This is a genomic window from Schaalia vaccimaxillae DSM 15804 (genome assembly GCF_000420425.1).
Taxonomy (GTDB): Bacteria; Actinomycetota; Actinomycetes; order Actinomycetales; family Actinomycetaceae; genus Pauljensenia; species Pauljensenia vaccimaxillae.
In genome coordinates, this window is record NZ_ATUX01000006.1 from 1 (window position 1) to 22476 (window position 22476).

At 56.2% G+C, this 22476-nt stretch carries 21 protein-coding genes and 1 rRNA gene; 18 read left to right on the forward strand and 4 right to left on the reverse strand.

Annotation, left to right across the window (positions count from 1 at the left end; all coding sequences use genetic code 11):
* Window positions 1–127: 127 nt before the first annotated feature.
* The 17 genes from rrf to G439_RS0103105 all read left to right on the forward strand — a co-directional run bounded on the left by rrf (window position 128) and on the right by G439_RS0103105 (window position 16026).
* Window positions 128–246, forward strand: a 5S ribosomal RNA gene (gene rrf, locus G439_RS0103030).
* A 461-nt stretch (window positions 247–707) separates the two neighbouring features.
* Window positions 708–1331, forward strand: coding sequence for a hypothetical protein (locus G439_RS12130; RefSeq protein WP_051125684.1), 624 nt, complete (start codon window positions 708–710; stop codon window positions 1329–1331).
* 71 nt (window positions 1332–1402) lie between these two features.
* Window positions 1403–3247 (forward strand): HAD-IIA family hydrolase, encoded by a 1845-nt coding sequence (locus G439_RS10970; protein ID WP_051125685.1) that lies wholly within the window; start codon window positions 1403–1405, stop codon window positions 3245–3247.
* Window positions 3244–3423, forward strand: coding sequence for a hypothetical protein (locus tag G439_RS0103040; RefSeq protein WP_022867717.1), 180 nt, complete (start codon window positions 3244–3246; stop codon window positions 3421–3423). The genes G439_RS10970 and G439_RS0103040 overlap by 4 nt, the downstream gene beginning before the upstream one ends.
* Complete coding sequence (locus tag G439_RS0103045; RefSeq protein ID WP_022867718.1) at window positions 3420–4250, forward strand: TlyA family RNA methyltransferase; 831 nt, start codon at window positions 3420–3422, stop codon at window positions 4248–4250. The genes G439_RS0103040 and G439_RS0103045 overlap by 4 nt, the downstream gene beginning before the upstream one ends.
* Window positions 4251–4254: 4 nt before the next feature.
* Window positions 4255–5112, forward strand: coding sequence for an NAD kinase (locus tag G439_RS10975; protein WP_022867719.1), 858 nt, complete (start codon window positions 4255–4257; stop codon window positions 5110–5112).
* The gene (gene recN / locus G439_RS0103055; RefSeq protein WP_022867720.1) at window positions 5109–6782 is read left to right on the forward strand and encodes a DNA repair protein RecN; all 1674 of its coding nucleotides are present in this window, start codon (window positions 5109–5111) and stop codon (window positions 6780–6782) included. Before G439_RS10975 ends, recN begins: the two co-directional genes overlap by 4 nt.
* A complete protein-coding gene (steA, locus tag G439_RS0103060; RefSeq protein ID WP_022867721.1) occupies window positions 6782–7963 on the forward strand; it encodes a putative cytokinetic ring protein SteA in 1182 nt (393 codons plus the stop codon). The genes recN and steA overlap by 1 nt, the downstream gene beginning before the upstream one ends.
* A gap of 10 nt (window positions 7964–7973) precedes the next feature.
* Complete coding sequence (locus tag G439_RS0103065; RefSeq protein ID WP_026459333.1) at window positions 7974–8891, forward strand: copper transporter; 918 nt, start codon at window positions 7974–7976, stop codon at window positions 8889–8891.
* Window positions 8892–8901: 10 nt separating this feature from the next.
* Window positions 8902–9552 carry an NUDIX domain-containing protein gene (locus tag G439_RS0103070; protein ID WP_022867723.1) on the forward strand — a complete coding sequence of 217 codons (651 nt, stop codon included), beginning with the start codon at window positions 8902–8904 and terminating at the stop codon, window positions 9550–9552.
* 105 nt (window positions 9553–9657) lie between these two features.
* The gene (locus G439_RS0103075) at window positions 9658–10353 is read left to right on the forward strand and encodes a helix-turn-helix transcriptional regulator (RefSeq protein ID WP_022867724.1); all 696 of its coding nucleotides are present in this window, start codon (window positions 9658–9660) and stop codon (window positions 10351–10353) included.
* Between the two features lie 39 nt (window positions 10354–10392).
* A complete protein-coding gene (gene sufB, locus G439_RS0103080) occupies window positions 10393–11844 on the forward strand; it encodes a Fe-S cluster assembly protein SufB (protein ID WP_022867725.1) in 1452 nt (483 codons plus the stop codon).
* 1 nt (window position 11845) lies between these two features.
* On the forward strand, window positions 11846–13024 hold the full coding sequence (gene sufD / locus G439_RS0103085) for a Fe-S cluster assembly protein SufD (RefSeq protein WP_022867726.1): 1179 nt from the start codon (window positions 11846–11848) through the stop codon (window positions 13022–13024).
* Window positions 13025–13090: 66 nt separating this feature from the next.
* A complete protein-coding gene (sufC, locus tag G439_RS0103090) occupies window positions 13091–13843 on the forward strand; it encodes a Fe-S cluster assembly ATPase SufC (RefSeq protein WP_022867727.1) in 753 nt (250 codons plus the stop codon).
* 5 nt (window positions 13844–13848) lie between these two features.
* Window positions 13849–15138: a SufS family cysteine desulfurase gene (locus G439_RS0103095; protein WP_026459335.1), complete on the forward strand. Its 1290-nt coding sequence runs from the start codon at window positions 13849–13851 to the stop codon at window positions 15136–15138.
* Window positions 15138–15608: a Fe-S cluster assembly sulfur transfer protein SufU gene (sufU, locus tag G439_RS0103100; RefSeq protein WP_022867729.1), complete on the forward strand. Its 471-nt coding sequence runs from the start codon at window positions 15138–15140 to the stop codon at window positions 15606–15608. Before G439_RS0103095 ends, sufU begins: the two co-directional genes overlap by 1 nt.
* On the forward strand, window positions 15601–16026 hold the full coding sequence (locus G439_RS0103105) for a metal-sulfur cluster assembly factor (protein ID WP_026459336.1): 426 nt from the start codon (window positions 15601–15603) through the stop codon (window positions 16024–16026). The genes sufU and G439_RS0103105 overlap by 8 nt, the downstream gene beginning before the upstream one ends.
* An 80-nt stretch (window positions 16027–16106) precedes the next feature.
* On the opposite strand, the gene G439_RS0103110 is transcribed toward G439_RS0103105, so the two are convergent.
* From G439_RS0103110 to G439_RS0103125, 4 genes are read right to left on the reverse strand one after another with little or no spacing between them, the layout of a single operon-like run.
* Window positions 16107–17789 (reverse strand): AMP-binding protein, encoded by a 1683-nt coding sequence (locus tag G439_RS0103110; RefSeq protein WP_022867731.1) that lies wholly within the window; start codon window positions 17787–17789, stop codon window positions 16107–16109.
* A 56-nt stretch (window positions 17790–17845) separates the two neighbouring features.
* Window positions 17846–18742 (reverse strand): KPN_02809 family neutral zinc metallopeptidase, encoded by an 897-nt coding sequence (ypfJ, locus tag G439_RS0103115; protein ID WP_022867732.1) that lies wholly within the window; start codon window positions 18740–18742, stop codon window positions 17846–17848.
* Window positions 18743–18745: 3 nt separating this feature from the next.
* A complete protein-coding gene (gene tgt, locus G439_RS0103120; RefSeq protein WP_022867733.1) occupies window positions 18746–20065 on the reverse strand; it encodes a tRNA guanosine(34) transglycosylase Tgt in 1320 nt (439 codons plus the stop codon).
* Window positions 20062–20745 carry a queuosine precursor transporter gene (locus G439_RS0103125; RefSeq protein WP_022867734.1) on the reverse strand — a complete coding sequence of 228 codons (684 nt, stop codon included), beginning with the start codon at window positions 20743–20745 and terminating at the stop codon, window positions 20062–20064. Before G439_RS0103125 ends, tgt begins: the two co-directional genes overlap by 4 nt.
* A 104-nt stretch (window positions 20746–20849) precedes the next feature.
* Here G439_RS0103125 and G439_RS0103130 point away from each other — a divergent pair, with 104 nt between their 5' ends.
* The gene (locus G439_RS0103130) at window positions 20850–22463 is read left to right on the forward strand and encodes an ABC-F family ATP-binding cassette domain-containing protein (RefSeq protein ID WP_022867735.1); all 1614 of its coding nucleotides are present in this window, start codon (window positions 20850–20852) and stop codon (window positions 22461–22463) included.
* Window positions 22464–22476 lie beyond the last annotated feature (13 nt).

Below are 22476 nucleotides of genomic sequence, written 5' to 3' on the forward strand. Positions count from 1 at the left end.
CAAAACAATCCCCACTTATTGTGGGGACACAAACAAGCAAACAATGCTCGTTAACCACTATACGAATCACCACCAACCCACACAGCAAAACCCCGGCAACGGTAAACGGTGTGTGGACACATAGTTTTGTGGTGGTCATAGCGTAGGGGAAACGCCCAGCATCCCTTTCCGAACCTGGAAGCTAAGCCCTACAGCGCCGATGGTACTGCACCTGGGAGGGTGTGGGAGAGTAGGACACCGCCACAACCAAACCAAAATAACCAAGGGGGGGGCCGCAACCCGTCAACACAATGAACGACAAGTTGCGACCCCCCCTTGCTTTTGTTTCCAAAACACCCACAACAAACAACACACTAACAACCCTAAAAACGTCCCTACGCCTTCCCGTCGAAGCAAGTTTTTGCTGCCATCAATGCCTCTTCTTAGGCAATGCCTATTCACAGGTTTCATTCATGCTGCGACCGTCTAGCTCGTGCGTTCGTTGGACTGCATTCGGTCCGTACGTGTATTACGACGCGTCACATCACATGGCTTAAGCCCGTACGAACTACCCTTATGTCTCATTGGCCAGTTATGATTACGGTAATTTGAGCCAAGAAGGCGTGAAGCGACCGATGAGGTCGAGTGAGCAAAAGACGCGCAGCTTTGCGCAGGAATAGAGGTTGAAGCCATGGCAGACGAGCAGCGAGGACAATTAGACCGCGGTCGTGGTGGATACCAGCGTCGACAAAACAACTGGCGTGATTCAGGTGACCGTAATTGGCGAGGTCGCGAGGGGCAATCATACGATCGTGACGATCGTTCTGGTGGCTCGTATGGTCGTGATGATCGTGGTCAGCGGTCTTTCAACCGCGACGATCGCGGGGGCCGAGGTTTTAGCCGCGATGACCGCGGTGGTGAACGTCGTGGTGGCTATGGGCGTGATGGTCAGCGTTCCTTTAACCGTGATGATCGTGGCGGCCGTTCTGGTGGCTCGTATGGTCGTGATGATCGTGGTCAGCGGTCTTTCAACCGCGACGATCGCGGGGGCCGAGGTTTTAGCCGCGATGACCGCGGTGGTGAACGTCGTGGTGGCTATGGGCGTGATGGTCAGCGTTCCTTTAACCGTGATGATCGTGGCGGCCGTTCTGGTGGCTCGTATGGTCGTGATGATCGTGGTCAGCGGTCTTTCAACCGCGACGATCGCGGGGGCCGAGGGCGCTCTCGCGACGCGCAACGTACACCGAATCGCGACGACCGTGACTACCAAAACTACGCAAGTACGGAAGAGTACGTCTCTCCGCGTGGAGACGAACCAACAATTCCTGCGGGCGTTTCTGCAGAAGAGCTAGACGCCAACGCGCTGCGCGCTCTGCAAACCCTTTCTGGTCCGAATAAGGACATTGTTGCACGGCACCTCGTGATGGCGGGCCAGCTGATCGACCTCGACCCCGAGGAAGCCTACAAGCACGCACAAGCAGCATCGAACCGAGCCGGCCGTGTCGATGTGGTTCGGGAAGCCGCCGCACTCACTGCCTACGCTTCCGGACGCTACGAAGAAGCTCTGCGCGAAGTGCGTGCGGTTCGCCGTATGCGCGGGGATCTATCTCTGCGTGCTGTTGAAGCCGATTGTGAACGCGGACTGGGACGTCCTGAAAAGGCCGTCGAGTTGATTGACCAAACCGACACGAAGGGAATGGACCTCGCTGACCAGGTTGAGCTGGTCCTTGTGTCCTCGGGAGCCCGTGCCGACCTCGGGCAACATGAGGTGGGGCTCGTCCTCGTTGATGACGCACTCGCCGCACTGCCAGCAGACGGCGACGAAGAGCTCGTGCGTCGACTGATGGCAGTCAAAGTAGATCGCCTGCGTGAACTTGGTCGAAACTCCGAAGCTGATGAAGTTGAGGCGTCGATCCCCGATGAGATCGAAGATCCTGAAATTGTTGATGTCTCGCTCTTTGCCGATGCCGACGTCGACTTCAAGCGTTCAGCGTTGCGTGGATCTTCTCAACCTCTTGCCTCTATGTTCGATGCTGCATTACTGGATCTAGACGGGACAGCATGGGCGGGAGACATCAAGCTTGATAATGCATCGGAATCAATCATTGCGGCCCGCGCGTTAGGAATGAAAACTTCCTTCGTCACTAATAATGCGATGCGCACCCCTGCTGAAGTCACCGACAAACTCAACCAACACGGATTTGAAGCAACAGCGCAGATGGTGATGACCTCGGCCATGGATGTCACCGCATTGCTCAAGGATCGTCTTGAAGAAGGCGCCAAGGTCTTCGTTATCGGCGGCGCAGGAATACGCGAAGCCCTGACGGATGCAGGCTATGAAATCGTTGACTCTGCCGATGTTGAACCGGCAGCCGTAGTCCAAGGTTTCGACAGAAGCGTGAACTGGGAGACCCTCACCGAAGGTGCTCTGGCTATCCAAAAGGGAGCAGAATTCTTCGCTACCAACCTTGATGCCACGCTGCCCGAGGAGCGCGGTCAAGCCCTTGGTAATGGCTCCCTTGTTAAAGCGATCCAGCATGCGACTCGCAAACGTCCCATCGCTGGTGGAAAGCCTGAACCCGGCATTTACGATCGTGCAGCCCAGCTCATCGGCTCAACAAATCCGATTGCGGTCGGGGACCGTCTTGAGACTGACATTATGGGTGCAGTTGCCGCAGGTATCCCATCAATGCACGTACTGACGGGAGTCCATGGTGCCCGCGAGATCATTACCGCTCCGCGTGGACAGAGGCCAAGTTATCTTGCTCTGGATCTGCGTGGACTTCTTGAAGAACACCCGGCACCTAAACATCACAAAGATGGCACCTGGACCTGTGGAGTCTCGCAGGTTGCCAAGGTACTGCGTGATGGCACACTGACCCTCGACGATATAGAGCTCCATGAAGATACTGTCGTATGTCTGGACTCTTATCGAGCGTTGGCAGCTGCGGCCTGGGAGTATGCCGATCTTGGTAACGACGTGCATTGTCCTACCCTGACCGTTGTCGGTAACGACGATGAAAGCGGAGTCGTTGTAGCTCCGCTCGAAGATGAAACCGACGAGTACGAGTTCACCCAAGCAGACGAGAATCTGTCTTTGGACGCGGATGGCCTCCCCGAGCCCAGCGAGGAGACGGTGACATTCCTGCCAGGCGAAGAAGAACTCGAAGCGTTGCTGCAGGAAACAGATCCCATGAACGATTCACAGCATGACGATGCAGAGGCAGAAACCTCAGCACTCGGTCAGGCCACCGACGACAACGAATGAACAACGAGTATGACGTGGTGATGCCGGGCGGGACGCACTTGTCTCGTCCGGCTCACGATGCCGTCTCGCGACTCGCTCAATACGACGAGATGGACGTAGACAAGCAGATCGCCCTCCTCAAAGACGTCGAGTCTCATTTACGTGCTCGGCTAACGAATCAGGGGAGCGCAGGGTGAAGCTGCGTCGCATTGATTCCGAATTGGTACGCCGATCGCTGGTACGTTCGCGCACCCAGGCTCGTGAGCTTATCGAATCTGGACGCGTAAAACTCGATGGCGAAGTTGTTCTTAAACCCGCACGTCAGATGAATCCAGCTCAAGCCATTGTCATTGAAGAGGCCACAGAAGACGACTATGTCTCCCGAGGGGCCCACAAATTGGCTGGAGCATTGGACGCGCTTGGCGAACTGGGCCCCACTATTGAGGGACGTCGATGTTTGGATGCGGGTGCGTCGACAGGTGGTTTTACTGACGTGCTACTAAGACGAGGCGCTGCATCCGTCGTTGCTGTCGACGTCGGCTACGGTCAACTCGCGTGGCGATTGCAAGCTGATCCCCGCGTTGAAGTACACGACAGGACCAATGTGCGCACCCTCGACCCAGCTCAGGTGGCTCCCGCCCCACAGGTAGTTGTCGGTGACATGTCCTTCATATCTTTGACGCTCGTCCTGCCTGCGCTGGTCAAAGCGGCTGCACCAGATGCTGACTTTCTTCTCATGGTTAAGCCTCAGTTCGAGATCGGTAAGGAAAGACTCGGTCACGGCGGTGTTGTTCGCAATCCGCAGCACCATGTTGAAACAGTCATGAATGTTGCCCAGTGCGCTTTAGAGCTTGGGCTGCAGATCGCGGCGGTTCAGGCATCGCCTTTGCCGGGTCCTTCCGGTAACGTCGAGTACTTTCTTTACATGAGGGCGCACCACCCGCAAGCTATTGCGCGCGAGGACCTTCAATCGCGTATCGTCGAAGCTGTACACCTCGGACCAGCTGGCGAAGGAAAGGGGTGAACAGATGGTCGAAAATATCCTCGTCATCTGGAACACTCACCGATCGCAAGCGATTGCTGCCGCGCAAACTGCACAACGAGAGATCGAAAAAAGAGGGCTCAACGTCATTCTTCCGCAAGACTATGAGCGCGCCGACTTCGTCTTAGCTCTGGGTGGTGACGGAACAATTTTGGCCGCCGCCAACCACGCACGTAGGCACGACGCTCCGCTTCTAGGCGTAAATATGGGCCATATGGGCTTCCTGGCCGAAGGGAATGCTAACGGGATTCCCGACATCGTCGCCCGCATTGGAGCCGAAGACTTCAAAGTTGATTCTCGAATGACCTTGGACGTCAACGTGCAGTTGCCTGGCGGGGACACCATTTGTGACTGGGCACTTAACGAAGCTGTAGTCATGCACACAGATGTTGCCCATCCTGTTCAACTTGCATTCGTTGTCGACGGCCAGGATGTTTCAACCTACGGGGCTGACGGAATCGTGTTAGCCACCCCTACTGGATCAACGGCATACTCGTTCTCTGCCGGCGGTCCCGTCGTTTGGCCAGATACAGAGGCGATTGTCATGGCTCCTCTGGCGGCTCACGGCCTCTTTACACGCCCGCTTGTGGTGGGCCCGTCCTCGACACTTGAAATTGTTGTCTTGGAGGAAACGTGGTCAGCTCCCGAGCTGTGGTGCGACGGTGCTCGAAGCTCCGAACTTCCGACGGCATCTAGCGTCGAAGTCACGGTTGGAAAGAGGCCGGTCAGATTGGTGCGTCTGGACGATACTCCATTTTCAACCAGACTTGTCAATAAATTTAATCTTCCCGTTCGAGGTTGGAGGAACGTCGGGCCAGCCGGGGTCGCTGAGGAGAATCGATGATCTCAAGAATCGACATCTCGAGCCTGGGCGTGATCGATGAAGCGCACCTCGATCTAGCACAGGGCTTGACTGTCCTGACTGGAGAAACAGGCGCCGGTAAAACGATGGTTCTGACCTCGCTGCAACTGCTCCTGGGTGAACGCGCCGACGCCGTCCTCGTACGTACCGGCGCCACGCAAGCTCTCGTTGACGGAATCTTCATTGTTCCTCCAGATATCGGCGCTATTGCCGCGCAAGCCGGAGGAGTGATCGAGGACGACGAATTGATCGTCTCTCGAACCATTCCCACCCAAGGACGTTCGCGAGCTCACCTTGGAGGCAGGCCTGTGCCCGCTTCTTTACTCCAAGAGATCGTCGGATCCATCGTCACCATTCACGGCCAAACCGATCAGTTACGGCTTAAGAATCGCTCGACGCAACGGCAAGCGCTTGACTCATTTGGTGGAGCCAAACACCGCAAAATCGTTGAAGAATACCGAAATGCTTGGGAGCATGCCGTCCATGTCAAACGCATGCTTGACGAGGCCGTGTCACAGTCAGCAACTCGATCAGACGAAATTGAGGTTCTCCGATCGGCCATCGACTTCATCGCTGACTTGGATCCGCAGCCTGGAGAAGATGAAAACTTGGCGCACGAGGCCAGAAGGCTGACCAATATTCAGGATCTACGTATGCACGTTGGTCGCGCTCACGCTTTGCTTACGGGTTCAAGCAACACGGACAGCCTTGGAATTGTCGATTCAACGCGGATGGTGCTAGACGATCTACTCACCGCGCAACGATTCGATTCTGGACTCGACGTTTTGAGTTCGCGGCTCTCCTCTCTCTTCCTTGAGCTTGACGCATTGACGGACGACATCCGCCACTACGACGAGCGACTGGGAGCCGATCCGAGCCGGTTGGCGGATATTCAACAGCGCCGGGCACTACTCAAACAAGCGATGGAGGGCAGGGCCTCGGATGTTGAAGGTCTGCTCCAATGGCGTGATCAAGCTGAACGTCGGCTTGATGAACTGACTCAGCCTGGTTCAGATCCGCAGACTTTGCGCGAGAAACTCACCAGCGCACAGGATGAGGTTTTGCGCATCGGCGCATTACTCAGTTCTTCTCGCCAGGATTTGGCAAGAAAACTGTCGCAGGCTGTGGATGCCGAACTTCGCGATCTTTCCATGCCTGACGCGCACCTGGAGATTCAGCTCACCCAATCGAAGCCTGCATCTCACGGTCTTGAAGACATCGTGTTTGCACTGTGTCCTCACCCCAGCGCACCCGCACGGCCACTGGGCCAGGGTGCATCTGGAGGCGAATTATCGCGTGTTATGCTCGCACTCGAGGTCGTTTTGGGAGCGGACTCGCAAGTGCAAACATTAATTTTTGATGAGATTGACGCCGGTATCGGTGGACGAACTGCCACAGAAGTCGGATCACGCCTTGCCCGGCTTGCACGCGACCGTCAAGTCATCGTTGTCACTCATTTGGCCCAGGTAGCAGTTTTCGCCCAACATCACATGGTCATTTCCAAAGCTGATGGGGTGACCACCGTCGAACGAGTTGAAGGCGAACTTCGCGAGGCGGAGCTGACTCGAATGATGGGTGGGGATCCTGACTCTCCAGCGGCACGCCGCAACGCTATGCAGGTGCTCGGCTCAGCCGTGCCACAATCCAACTGATGACTCACACCGACACATTGAATGTAGACGCACACGCCGGCGCCGTTTCTGGCAAAGTCCGACTTGATCCTCGACCGCGCAAACTAGCGACTCGGCTCGAGCCGGGTGATATCGCCGTTATCGATCAGACGGACTTGGACCGCACCACCGCGCAGGCCCTGATTACAGCCCAGCCTGTCGCAGTTCTCAATGCCGCTCCCTCGGCATCAGGACGCCACCGAGTGCTTGGGCCAAACATGATCGTCGACGCAGGAATCGTCCTTATCGACGACTTAGGTCAAGACATTATGACGTTGCGCGAGGGCGAGACTGTCAGTATCGCTGGCGGCCAGGTTCTACGTGACGGACACGTCGTCGCCAGCGGGACCCCGGTGACTTACACGTCGTGGCCGGATACTGCAGACGAAGAACTTGTGAAAACTCAAATGCGGTCTTTCGCAGCTTCAATCGATGACTACCTTGAACGCGACGGATCGCTCCTGCTGACGGGGGAAGGCGTACCGATCGCCGTCGATCTTTTCGAAGGTCGCACGGTTATGGTCATCATGGACGATGCTGATACGAAGCCTCAACTTAAGGCTCTGCGGAGTTGGTGCCGTGATGCTGATCCGCTTGTCATCGGAGTTGATGCCGGAGCTGACACCGCTCGGCGCGTGGGTTTGCATCCGCACATGATCATTGGCGACATGGACCTGGTGTCTGAGAAGGCTCTTCGGTCAAACGCTCGCCTTATCGTTGTTTCCGGACATGATGGCGTTGCTCCGGGGAGAGATCGGCTAGATCGGATGGGGATCGACTACGAGGTCATCGAAATGATGGGTGGGCCTGAAGATGCTGCGACGCTCATCGCAACGCATTCTGGTGCTGACGCCATTGTCACTGTCGGCGCGCATCATTCGATTGATGATCTCATCGATCAGGGCCGAGCAGCTATGTCGCCCTCGTTCTTCACTCGCCTCCGCGCCGGCGACCTGTTGGTCGCCGCTGACGCAGTGGCCGCAACACATAGGCCGCGCATCTCCGCCTGGATGGTCGTTCTTTTTGCGCTCACGGTTCTCGTCACTTGCGGCGTAGCCTTGTGGGCTACGCCGTGGGGCAATGACGTGTATCAGTCGGTGATCGGCTTTTTTATCGATCTTATTGGAAATGACTTGCCTGCAGCGGGCGAGGATGTGGGCTGAGGAGGCCATCATGATTAACTTTCGCTATCACTTGGTTTCTCTCATTGCGGTGTTCTCAGCGCTGGCTATTGGCATCATTCTGGGTGCCGGTCCTTTGCAAACGCGATTGAGCTCGGCCCTTGAAAAGTCCGACGACCCAGCTGCTCAGGTGGATAGTCCGGCGTTGGCCGATGCTCGAGCTCGCCAAAACGCTGAAGCAGCGGGGCTTCTTGCTGCCGCTCAAGCGGTTATTCCGGGCACCCTTGAGGGGCTGAAAGTCGTAACCGTGTCGTTGCCGGGCGCAGATTCAGGAGATGTTTCTCAGACCCGCCAAATGCTTGAAGACGCAGGAGCGCAACTCGTTGGTGCAGTCTCCTTGACATCAAATTGGGATTCCCAGGCTATGAGTAAGTACAGGGATACGCTCGCCACGCCCTTGGCGACCCACATGGTGGTCGATTTACCTGCTCAGACGACCTCTGATGGTGTCGTCGGATATTCCATTGTGCAGGTGCTGACCACAACGGGTTCTGAAACTAAACTTGTTTCCGATATTCTCACCGATAAAGAACATCCGATTTTGACCTTCGAGGAAGATCCTTCAGGATCCGCTGAAGCTCTTGTGCTGATTTCGGCGCGCAGTACCGCCGCAGTCCAGGCAGACGAAGCCCAGTCGGGTGGCACCTTGCGATCTGTTGAAGCATGGTCTGGCCTTGCTAAGGCGCTTAATTCTGCACCTAAGGCGGGTGTCCTTCTGGTGGACGCTGCGGTAGAGGAATCGATGGGAGCAAAGATCCGCAAACTCGGCGTTGATGTCACTACCGTTGATTCCCCGGGGACAGTCCTTGGTTCCCTCGGTGTTGTCCTGGCGCTTCCTCAAGCAGGTAGTGAGGCAAAGTACTATGGTGTAGACCTCGAAGCTCAGGCAGTTTTGCCCGAGATTCGATAGAGGATAAACCATGGGCTTGGAGATGTTTGAGTCGGATTCGACCGACTCGATTTGCGACGTCAAGGTTGAACGCCAGGTCCTTTCTCATCGGGAGATCTGGCAAGGCAGAGTCATCAGCCTGCAGGTTGATGATGTGTGCGTTGCCAAGGATGCGGCCCCGGTGACTCGCGAGTATGTGGGCCATCCTGGGGCCGTTGCGATTGTTGCTCTGAGGGGGCAAGTCGGGCAAGAAGAAGTTCTCCTGGAACGACAGTATCGCCATCCCGTTGGGGCGCAGCTGTGGGAGATTCCGGCTGGACTGCTTGACGTCGAGGGCGAGGACCCTCTCGTGGCTGCGCAGAGGGAGTTGCGTGAAGAAGTCGATATGGTCGCCCGACAGTGGGATGTTCTGTTGGATTACTTCACTTCTCCGGGAGGCTCGAACGAATCCATCCGGGTCTTTTTAGCTCGTGATCTTGAGGAACTTGAAGATCCTTTTGATCGTGAAGATGAGGAGGCTTCCATGGTGGCGACGTGGGTCAGCCTTGATGATGCGGTGTCTCTGGTCCTTAATGGCTCGATTCACAATCCCAATGCCACGCAGGGCATTATGGCTGCTTTTGTCGCACGTTCTCGGGACTGGCAAACGCTTCGGCAGCCAAGTGAGCCGTGGTTTCGCTGAATTGTGTGGCGTGGTCAATATCGAGGATCCGGTTTAGGAAAGGAACCTTTTGCTAAAAGGTCGTAGACTCGTTTCTGAGCCGATCGACCGAGGAACGGAGGGGTCTTGTCCGAACAGCAGGACGCGAACACTCGCCAGTACGTGCTGGACCTCATCGTTGAGAAGGGGCCGGTCACAGCTTCCGCCATTGCCAAGATTCTAGGCCTGACAACTGCGGCGGTGCGACGCCATATTACGATCCTTCTCGATTCCCGGGAGATAGCAGAGCACGATCCTGGCCATATCGGTAAACGAGGACGAGGCCGACCCGCCCGCCACTATGTAGCCACTGAACGGGCTCATCTCAAACTCGCTGACGGCTACTCCGACCTCGCTGTCAAAGCATTGGGATATCTTGGACAAGTCGGCGGCGGAGAGGCCATTGACGCATTTGCCGCTGCCAGGTCTCGAGAAATTGAGCGCCGCTATGCGCCGATCGTGCGCGAAGCCGGATCGGACCCCAAGATGCGAGCACAAGCCCTCGCCGATGCGCTGACTTTGGATGGATACGCCGCCACAGTCCGTGAGATCGCCGGTGGAGCCTTCGCGGTCCAACTGTGCCAAGGCCATTGTCCGATCCGTACCGTTGCCGGGGACTTTCCCCAACTATGTGACGCCGAGACGCAAGCCTTTTCTCGACTGCTTGACGTCCATGTTCAAAGACTTGCCACGCTGGCCGGCGGGGAACACGTGTGCACCACTCATATCCCAGTAGGTGCCCCGATGATCCGTCCTGCTGCGCGTGCAGCGCTGCGTAAGTGACTCACGCAGCAAGTTCCATGATGAGAGGTTGACACCACTATGACCCAGTCCCCGCCAACGGCCACGGGACTCGAGGATCGCCAGATGACCGATGATGAGATCATCGAGTCCATCGGCGCTTACGAGTTCGGTTGGCACGACAATGACGAGTATTCAAAAGACGTGCCCTACGGTATTGATGAATCCGTTGTTCGTGCGATTTCCGAACGTAAGAACGAACCCGAATGGATGCTTGAACGCCGACTCAAGGCTCTCGAAATGTTCGAACGCAAGCCGATGCCCACATGGGGGCCGGACTTGTCTTCGATTGATTTCGACGCATTCAAGTACTACGTGAATCCGACAGATCGCCAGGTCAAAGATTGGCAGGATCTGCCCGAAGACATTCGCGAAACCTACGACCGCCTCGGTATTCCTGAGGCGGAGAAGAATCGTTTGGTTGCTGGTGTCGCCGCTCAGTACGAATCAGAGGTCGTCTACCAGCAGATCCAGGAAGACCTGGAGAAGCAGGGTGTGGTCTTCCTTGATACCGATACGGGTCTTCGGGAGTACCCAGAGCTCTTCGAAGAGTACTTCGGACGCTCCGTTCCCTCCGGTGACAATAAGTTCGCCGCATTGAATACGGCTGCTTGGTCGGGTGGATCATTCGTCTACGTCCCCAAGGGAGTGCACGTGGAAATCCCGTTACAGGCGTACTTCCGAATTAACACCGAGGCAATGGGACAGTTCGAACGAACGCTGATCATTGCCGATGAAGGCTCCTACGTCCACTACGTTGAGGGCTGCACGGCTCCGATTTACGACACGAATTCCCTGCACGCCGCAGTCGTGGAAATTTTCGTTCGTAAGGACGCGCGGGTGCGCTACACGACGATCCAGAACTGGTCCACCAATGTTCTCAACCTGGTGACTCAGCGTGCCATCGTCGAAGAAGGCGGCACAATGGAATGGATCGATGGCAATATGGGTTCTGCCATCACTATGAAATATCCGGCATGTTTCCTCATGGGTGAGCATGCTCGCGGAGAGACCCTCTCGATTGGTTTCGCTGGTCCCGGTCAGCACCAGGATACGGGCGCCAAGATGGTGCATATGGCCCCCAACACGTCCTCGTCGATCGTTGCTAAGTCAGTATCACGAGGCGGAGGGCGCACCTCGTACCGCGGTCTGGTCCAGATCAACGCACGTGCCCGTCACTCTAAGTCCAATGTTTTGTGTGACGCCCTGCTGGTCGACAAGATTTCCAGGACAGACACATACCCCTACGTCGATGTGCGCACAGACGATGTCGAAATGGGACACGAAGCGACAGTGTCGAAGGTGTCAGCCGATCAGCTCTTCTACCTGATGAGCCGCGGACTGGCTGAAAATGAAGCCATGGCGATGATTGTTCGAGGATTCGTTGAACCGATCGCCAAGGAACTCCCGATGGAGTACGCCCTCGAATTGAACCGCCTCATCGAATTGCAGATGGAAGGATCCGTCGGCTGATATGACCACCATAGATACCCTTGGCCAGTCCCACTCCCACGGAGCAGTTGAGTCTGGCTCTCACGAATCACGCGCAGATCGACTGACATCTTTCGATCTCGCTGACATTCCCACGCCTCGTGGACGTGAGGAAGACTGGCGTTTCACCCCGATGCGCCGCATCGAAAAACTTTTCGACCCCTCCCTATATGACGAGGGCGACGCCCCCGTGCGCGTGGATGCGCCAGCCAACGTCAGCGTCGAATCGGTTGAACGAGACGACGAGCGCCTGGGCACCGTTTTGGCACCGGGAGATCGTACAGGTGCGGTTGCTTGGGATCGCTTTGTGCGTTCCACTGTCGTGACCGTGGCGAAAGGCGAGCAAGTTGACGAACCCATCCGGATCGATATTGACGCGGTCGAGGGAGTTCGAGCCCAGCACCTACTGATCAAGGCTGAAGAATTATCCAGCGCCACGGTCATTATTCAGCACGCTGGTAGCCCGCAGGCAGCACTTAATCAGACCATTGAAATCGACGCTGCTGATGCCGCGAATCTGACTGTCGTGTCCGTACAGGAATGGGACCGCAGTGCCTTGCACGCTTCCAATCACCGTATCGCCGTCGGTAAGGACACGAAGCTCACTCATATCGTCGTTACCTTCGGTGGCGACCTGGTCAGGATTTGTTCCGACACGGATTTCCGCGGATCGGGAGCTGAACTGAATATGCTCGGTTTGTACTTTGTTGATAACGAGCAGCACCTTGAACACCGCGTCTTCGTTGATCACTCGGCACCGAATTGCTACTCGCGTGTGACCTACAAGGGAGCGCTGCAAGGTAAGGATGCTCATTCCGTGTGGATCGGCGACTGCCTCATTCGCGAAACAGCGGACGATACCGACACCTACGAACTCAACCGCAACCTCGTTTTGACTGAGGGAGCTAAAGCTGATTCCGTTCCCAACCTTGAGATCGAAAACGGCGAAATTAAGGGAGCCGGACACGCATCGGCTACGGGCCGTTTTGATGACCAGCAGCTCTTCTACCTGATGAGCCGCGGAATTAGCGAAATGGATGCTCGCCGTCTCGTTGTGCGCGGCTTCTTCGCTGAACTCATCAATCAGATCGGCGTCAAGGAAGTCCAAGACCACCTCATGGCCTCAGTCGAGGCCGAGCTGACAAAGTCGCGCAACGACTGACCACTACGCGCGACTGCGCACCCGAACCAAGACTGAACGGCGCAATGCGCCGATGAGGAGAAAATAATGTCGACTCTGACAATCAAGGACCTCCACGTCAACGTGGAGACTGCCGACGGCCCCAAGGAGATCCTTAAGGGCGTCAATCTGACCATCAATTCGGGCGAAATCCACGCCATCATGGGACCGAATGGCTCCGGCAAGTCAACGATGGCCTACGCCCTGGCAGGCCATCCCGACTATGAGATCACCTCAGGTGAAGCGTGGCTCGATGACAAGCTCATCACTGAGATGGAGGTGGATGAGCGCGCTAAAGCTGGTCTCTTCCTGGCCATGCAGTATCCCGTTGAGGTCGCAGGTGTTTCCGTGTCCAACTTCCTTCGCACCGCGAAGACCGCTATCGACGGTGAAGCTCCCCAGATCCGCAAGTGGGTCAAGGATGTGCGCGGCGCTATGGAGAACCTGCGTATGGACCCAGACTTCGCCGAGCGTGACGTCAATGTCGGCTTCTCCGGGGGCGAAAAGAAGCGCCTCGAAATCCTCCAGATGGAGCTCATCAAGCCTTCCTTTGCGGTTCTGGACGAGACCGACTCCGGCCTCGACGTTGATGCTCTACGTATCGTGTCCGAGGGCGTGAACCGCGTCCATGGCAACACTGGCTGCGGCATCATGCTCATCACCCACTACACGCGTATCTTGCGCTACATCAAGCCAAGTCACGTTCATGTCTTCGTCGATGGCCATGTCGCTGCTCAGGGTGGTCCCGAGCTTGCCGACGAACTCGAAGAAAACGGCTACGACAAGTACCTGAACCTGTGACAACGATGAAGTCGGCTTCCGCAGATTTTTCCGCGAAGGAATTGGAATCCATGCGCGCGGACTTCCCAATCCTTGCCAGGATTGGCCGAGGAGGGCGCCCAATTGCCTACCTCGATGCTTCCGCGACCTCGCAAAAACCCCTTCAAGTCATTGAAGCGGAAGCCGACTTCTATCGCCTCCACAACGCCGCCGTTCATCGGGGGACCCACCTACTTGGAGACGAATCCACGTCCGTGTACGAGGACGGCCGGGCTGCCCTGGCGCAGTTTATCGGTGGGCGAAGCGACGAGATCGTCTGGACAAAAAACGCGACGGAAGCCATTAATCTCGTCGCGCTGTCCATTGGCCACGCTTCCTTAGGACGCGGGGGAGCAGCCGCTCAAACACTTGCTGTCGGTGCCGGAGACCGGATTGTTGTCACCCGTGCAGAACACCATGCCAACCTCATTCCGTGGCAAGAGCTGTGTGCTCGCACCGGAGCTGAACTGGCTTGGCTGGATCTTCACGAGGACGGTCGAATCAACCTCGAAACTCTCGACGTCATCGACGAGAGAACGAAACTTGTGGCATTCACCCACGTTTCGAATGTTACGGGTGCCATTAGCCCGGTTGAGCAGATTGTGGCCGCAGCGCGCAACGTGGGTGCACTAGTCCTGCTGGACACATGCCAATCGTCTGCTCATCTGCCGGTAGACGTTGGTGCGCTTGGCATCGACTTCGCCGTGTTTTCTTCCCACAAAATGCTTGGGCCCACCGGCGTTGGAGCACTTTGGGCACGCCGTAGCCTCCTCGAGGCTATGCCTCCTGTCCTGACAGGGGGTTCGATGATCGCAACCGTCACTATGGGCTCAGCCGTCTACATGGACCCGCCCGAACGCTTCGAAGCAGGTTCGCAACCTATCGGGCAGATCGCAGGCTGGACCGTCGCTCTGCAGTACCTGAGCGTTTACGGGATGGATCGGATCGCCGCCCACGAAGAGATACTGACAGCGAAAATGCTGGACGGCATATCAGCCATTGAAGGCGTGCGAGTCTTAGGACCAACCGATAGCCAAGATCGCATTGGCGTGGTTGCTTTTAGCGTCGATGGTGTCCATCCCCACGACGTCGGTCAAGTCATGGATGCCGATGACGTTGCTGTGCGTGTCGGGCATCATTGTGCGATACCGTTGCACACGTTCTTTGGTGTCAGATCATCGGGGCGCGCATCTGTCGCGCCGATGACCAACGAGGACGAAATTGATCGTCTCATTGAGTCTCTGGCTCACGTCCGCCACTACTTCGGAGGTTTTTAATGTCAAGCCTCGAACAGCTCTACCAGCAAGTGATTTTGGATCACTCGCGAGCCCGCCACGGTTGCGCAAGCCTTGAAGGGCTGCAGGCACAATCCCATCAGGTCAACCCCACCTGCGGCGACGAGGTGACGTTAGGACTCAACCTCGACGGCACACAGGTGACCCGATTGGCTTGGGACGGTGATGGCTGCTCAATTTCGCAAGCCTCACTGTCGATGCTCTTCGATTTGGTTGACGGAAAGTCCACCGACGAAATTGCTCAGATGTATCAGGCGATGGAAACGATGATGCATTCGCGCAATCTGGGCGTTGACGACGACGTGCTCGATGTGCTGGGAGATGCCGCAGCCCTTGAGGGCACCTCCCAATTCGCTAACCGTGTCAAATGTGCGCTGCTGGGCTGGTACGCCCTGCGCGATGCAATGGCCCAACTAGGAACAGATATTGCAGGAGGCTCCACCAATGAGTAACCCCATGGCCCAGTCCGAGCCAGTCGAACAGCGTTTCGCTCCGGTGGACGATTCTGCTTGCGCAACCGCGAGCCGACAAATTGACGGCACGGACGTTGTAGAAAACGGCACGATTAACGCTGAAGACGCCCTCGAAGCAATGCGCGACGTCATTGATCCTGAACTGGGCATCAATATCGTCGACCTCGGCCTCGTTTACGGGATTGAAATTAGCGAGGACGACGCAGTTTGCCTCGATATGACTTTGACTTCAGCGGCATGCCCTCTAACAGACGTCATCGAACGACAAACTCAAATGGTTTTGTCTTCAATGACCGACAATGTCGAGATCAATTGGGTGTGGATGCCGCCATGGGGGCCTGACCGCATCACCCCCGATGGACGCGAACAGCTACGTGCTATTGGTTTTAACGTCTGAGTGTCAAAAGCTGTGGGCCCAAAGAATGACAGTTCTTTGGGCCCACAGCTCGTAGCAACGAGGTCCTCAGCGCTTTGCACTCAATCACCTAGGAGACGTTCTCGGACCTTACGACGAAGAATCTTGCCCATCTGATTACGAGGCAGCTCATCAATAAAAATGATCCTGCGGGGTAGGGCGTAACGAGGAATCGTTTGCGTGGCCCAGGCTTGGACGTCTTCGAGTGACATTGCGGGCACGCCCTCGTCGACAATGACGGCCGCAACCACCTGCTCAGTCTCATCCTCCAATGGGACTCCCACCACGGCCACATCGGCAACGCCCGGCATCGAACGGATCGCCTCTTCAACCTGGCTGGGGTAAACATTGAACCCTCCCGACAAGATCAACTCTTTCTTGCGGTCAGCCATGGTGATAAAACCCTCGTGGTTGACACCGATGTCTCCGGTGCGCAGCCACCCATCGGGAGTGAAGACTTTCGCGTTCTCTTCGGGGGCATCAAGATATCCGGAGAACACTTGGGGACCTTTGACCAGAATCTCTCCCGGCGAACCGTCCTCGACGTCAATGGAAGGATCCTCCAGATCGACAAGCCTGACCTGTGTTGAGGGGAAAGGAACGCCCAGTACACCGTGGCGGCGTTTATCCGACAGGGGAACACCCATGACCACGGGCGATGTCTCAGATAAGCCGTAGCCCTCAACGATCATTCCGCCAGTTTCTGCTTCCCACTGGGCTGCCAATTTTGTAGACAAGGGCATAGCACCGTTGACCGAGTAACGGATAGAGGAAATATCGGTGTGAGTACGTTGGGCTTGGGCCAAAATCTTTTGGAACATCGGGGCGACGCCGACGAAGAATGTTACGGGCCTGCGTCGGTGAGCATCTAAAGCCATTTCGGCATCAAACCTGGGAAGAAGAACCTGGGTTGCCGCCTTACGCACGGCTGCGCACAAGAAGAAAGTCAAGCCGAAAGCATGGAAGTAGGGAAGCAGAGAAAAGAAAGTCTCTGCGCCCTCGTGCAGCATCCACACCCAGAAGACACACATATCCACATTGGTGCCGATATTGGTGTGAGTCAGGGGAGCAGACTTCGGTACGCCGTTGGTGCCGCTCGTATGCAAGATCACGGCCCGATCTTGACCGCTTGGGTGCGGGAATGAGGACGGCAATGCACAAGCTGCAGTCACCGCACGGTCCCATGACGCGGTTTGAGGGCTGACCTCTCCTCGAAGCTGATCACGGGTCTGGCGGGCCTTGGGTACAGGTAAGGCTAAGAGCATCCGCTGGTGACGCGGCATGTGATGACTCAGATCTACGGTGAATACCTTTTCCAAACCGCCCTCGCCGAGGGGATATGCGTCAGCGCATTTCTCCCAGACAATCGCAACCTTTCCGCGGTGGCGTTCAAGCTGACCTGCGACCTCTACAGCAGGCGCGAGAGGATTGTGCTGAGCAGCAACGGCACCAATCCTCATGCAGGCGTAGAAAGCCACAAAAGCCTGTGGGCAATTCGGCAGGGCTAAGGCTACGGCATCGCCTTTCTTCACTCCCGCATCAACAAGGACACTCGCAGCCCGTAACACCATGTCGTGCACCTGCTCGTAGGTGATGGACTTTCCGAAGAAATCGAGGGCATCGCGCTTGGGGTAATGACGCGCAGCATCATCGAGGAGCCAGAACAGCGAACGATCCCAGAGAGGAACCTCCCATGGGGTTGCGTTGTATTGATCGTGGCCTTGATCGACGATGCTGCGAGTCATCGGCTCTCCCAACGGAGTCTATTGTGTGTTTCGGCGTTTGTTCGATGGCCTGGAATTCAGACAGTCTGAGCAGACCATGTATCACAGGTTTGGATCGAACCTGACTTCAAGCCCTTGAGCAACCATGTTTGGCGTTGCTCAGAGCTACCGTGGGTCCATGTTTCAGAGTTGGAAGAGCCCTGATATTTTTCTTGAATCCGATCGTCACCAATAGCTTCGGCGGCTGCCAGTGCGTCAGCAATCTGAGATTCGGTGGGCTCCTGTAAGAAAGTCACACCCGAGTCTGGATCTTTTGTCCGCGAAGCCCAGTGCATCCACACGCCGGCATAGCAGTCGGCCTGAAGTTCAGAACGTACCCCCGCTCCCTGCTCACCCGTCTCGCGGGTGTTATAGGTGGACAGGATTCCTTGAAGATTCTGAATGTGATGGCCCCACTCATGGGCTACGACATATTCCTGAGCCAGCGGCGCATTAACAGCTCCGAACTGAGTCTCTAGCTGCTCGAAGAATCCGAGATCAAGGTAGACGGAAGAGTCAGCCGGGCAGTAGAAGGGGCCCGAATAGGAGGTGGCATTGCCGCAGCCCGTTGATACGGCATCTTGGAAAATCTGGAAACTGGGCATCTTGTAGGTCACGGAGGTGTTCTGCTCGGCCAGTTGGTTTTTCCACACAGCGTCGAGAGAGTCAGCTGTCATCACCATGCGGCATTCAGTTCGGGAGTTCGCCGCTTCAGCGGTCCCACAATCAGACAGGTCAATTCCCGGTACTGATTCAACTTGTTGGGAGGAGCTCACCCCACCAAGGATCGGCGTCAGATCGACTCCGGTGAATTGGCCGATGAGGAACACCGCAACTACGAGAAGAACGGAACCACCGCCAATGCCCGCGGCTTTACGTCCACTAGAAGTACGAACTCTGGATGTATCTGAACGAACGCCTTCGTTAAAACTCATGTGTCAATTCCCCTTTCGGGAGCCCGCAGCATATCTGGCGAGCATGTCGTCGCGGAACTCAGCGTAAACGCCCCGCTCGATGGAGGCACGAATCGCGTCGACGAGTCGTACAGTGAACCATTCGTTGTGAATTGTGGCCAAAGTAGACGACAACATCTCTTTGGCTTTAAACAGATGATGTACGTAAGCACGAGTGTAGTGCGTGCAGGTGTAGCAGCCACAGCCCTCTACGAGGGGCGTGAAGTCGCATTTGAATCGCGTGTTGGTGATGTTGAAACGCCCATCGGGAGTGTAAATGGCTGCATTGCGAGCAACCCTCGATGGATTCACACAGTCAAAGGTGTCGGCACCGGCTTCGACTGCGCGAAAGAAATCGTCTGGTTCTGAAATACCCAGCAGGTGGCGGGGGCGATCCTCACCCAGTTCTTCACAAACCCACGAAACGATCGTGCCCAGGTTTTCTTTTTCGAGGGCGCCTCCAACGCCGAAGCCATCGAAACGTTGGCCGTCCTCTTCCATCTGAGCTAGGGTCCGGGCAGCTTGACGTCGTAAGTCCTCGTATTGCGCTCCTTGAACAACACCCCATAGCTGCTGGTAGGGCTTTGAATTGCGTTCCTCGGTCAGTCGCCGATGTTCTCTCAGGCAACGCCTGGCCCAGGCGTGAGTGCGTTCCAAAGACTCTTCCTGATAGGAACGCGGATGAAGCAGGGATGTGAGTTCGTCGAATGCGAACATAATGTCCGAACCCAACTGGTGCTGGATCCGCATAGAAATCTCGGGATTGAAGCGATGGCGAGTTCCGTCAATATGTGAGCGGAAAACAACTCCATCATTATCGACCACAGCGTTGGACGCTTTGACGGCCTGCATATGGAGCTTCGGGTCAGACGTGTTGGCGGTACCAGAAAACTCCTGAGAGAGAACCTTCTTGAAACCGGCTCCCAATGACAAAACTTGGAATCCACCAGAATCGGTGTAGGTGGGCCCTGGCCAATTCATAAAAGCAGCGAAACCTCCGGCCTCATCTACGAGATCGGATCCTGGTTGTAAATACAGGTGATAGGCATTGGCCAAAACAGCCTGTGCCCCTAGGCTCGAAACCATCTCCGGAGTCAGAGCTTTAACGGTGGCTTTCGTACCAACTGGAATAAATGCTGGAGTTGAGATTGTGCCGTGGGCAGTGTGCAAAACGCCGGTGCGACCCAATCCAGCGCTCTCGTCGAGCCGTGTACCGATGTCAAAGCCACGATCACGGCCTGAAGTATGTGCGCCAGGCTTGGGAAATCCCTGGGTTGGAGCTGCCAACCACGTTGCTGATGTCATGCAGCTAATACCTCTCCAGCTTCTAAACCTTCTCGTGAACGCACCCAAGCAATGACGCGATAAGTCAAAGGCAGTAGCACGATCTCCACAGCCACTTTATAGATGTACCCGGTGATGACGTAATTGAGGAATTCGTATCCGGGGATTACTCCAAGGAAAGCAACCGTACAGAAGATCACGGTATCGAAGAGTTCGCCAACTAAGGTCGACCCAATGAGGCGGGCCCATAGATGGTTTTTACCCCAACGCTGGCGAATCTTGACCAACACCAGTGCATTGACGAGCTGGCCGATGAGATAGCCGCACACGGACGCTGCCACGATGCGTGGCACGAAGCCAAGAACAGCTTCGAATGACTCCTGCGCCTCATAACCGGGGCCAACTGGGGCTAATTGGACGATCCAGAAGGTGAGTGAGGCCAAGATCGAGCACACGAATCCCATAATGATGACGCGACGGGCGCGGGCAAAACCATAGACCTCTGATAGGACATCTCCCAGGATGTAGGTCAGAGGAAAAAGGATGGCACCACCGTCGAATACCAGATGGATTGGCCCCCAATCGAGAGCCGTGATCTTGGTGCCCGCGATATTGGAGATCAGGAGGAATGCGACGAATAAGACTGCGATGACGTCGAAGATGCGCGGCGTACGAGCAGACTGCGTGTTCGGGGTTGTCATGAAACGCCTTCCGGGATGTTAAGTCCCTCCCATTGTGCCTTCTTATTGCATCTTCCCGCCCTTTCAAGGTGGGTGGAGCTTCCCACAACCACTAGGATCAATGGGTGATTAACGTCCAGGATTTCTCTTTGCGCATTGGTCCGCGTCAGCTCGTTGGTGATGCATCCTTTAGGGTCGACAAAGGCATGCGTATCGGCCTCGTGGGGCGAAACGGAGCGGGAAAAACCACGACGATGCGTTTGTTGGCAGGCCAGGCCGACGAGGGCGGGGCGGCTGAGTACACGGGCCAGGTCACATCGTCTGGCACCATCGGCTACTTAGCGCAGGACACGCATGTGGGAGACCAGGCGATGTTGGCACGCGACAGGATTATTTCCGTGCGAGGAATTGATGCGATTATCGCCAGGATTCGCAAAGCTGAGCACGAAATGTCGACCACGGAAGGGGCGCGTCAGCAAAAAGCGATGGAACGCTACGTTCGCCTCGATCAAGAGTTCACGAATCAGGGCGGATGGGCTGCCAACGCAGAGGCGGCACAGATTGCACATTCACTTGGTTTAGAGGATCGGATTTTAGAACAAAGCCTCGACACTTTGTCAGGTGGGCAACGCAGGCGCGTCGAACTGGCGCGAGTCCTCTTTTCTAACGCTGATATTTTGCTTCTTGATGAGCCCACCAACCACCTTGATCACGATTCGATCGTCTGGCTGCGCGACTGGATTAAAACTTTCTCCGGCGGCGTCATGATGATTTCCCACGACGTGAAGTTGTTGGGAGAAACCGTCAACCAGGTGTTTTATCTTGATGCGAACCGAGCCAAGATTGACATTTACCACCTGGGGTGGTCTGCGTACCTTAAGCAGCGTGAAGAGGATGAGCGCAGACGCCGTAAGGAACGTGCGACGGCTCTGAAGAAAGCTGAACAGTTGCGAGCACAAGGCGAGAAGATGCGTGCAAAGGCGACAAAAGCCGTTGCTGCCCAGCAGATGCTGCGCCGTGCTGAAGAGCTCTTTGAAAAAGCTGGGGGAGAGGTGGTTCAAGATAAAGTTGCCCGCCTGCGTTTCCCTGAACCCCTGCCTTGTGGCCGGGTCCCGCTAACAGCGCAGGGCTTGTCCAAGTCGTACGGTTCGCTGGAAGTTTTTACCGGAGTTGACTTGGCGATCGACCGCGGAGCAAAGGTTGTCGTGTTGGGGCTCAACGGCGCTGGTAAAACAACTTTGCTCAGGCTCTTGTCTGGGATTGAGGAGCCCGATATGGGTGAGGTGTTGCCTGGGCATGGCCTCAAGTTGGGCTATTACGCCCAGGAACACGAGACCCTCGATATGTCGGCTACGGTGCGCGAAAATATGTCTGTGGCTGCCCCCGACTTCGATGACACGCATGTGCGCAACGTCCTGGGCCAGTTCCTATTCCAAGGTGACGATGTGGATAAGCTGACGTCGGTGCTATCGGGGGGAGAAAAGACCAGACTTGCGTTGGCTACGCTAGTTGTGTCGGGCGCGAACGTCCTGCTGCTTGATGAACCGACGAATAACCTCGATCCTGCTTCTCGTGAGGAAATCTTGTCAGCCTTACATTCCTACGAGGGCGCGGTCGTCCTCGTCACCCACGATCCGGGAGCCGTCCAAGCCCTGGAACCTGAACGGGTGCTCCTGCTGCCGGACGCGGATGAGGACCTGTGGGACGATTCCTATCTGGACCTGGTGACCTTGACCTGAGCTAGCGGCTTTC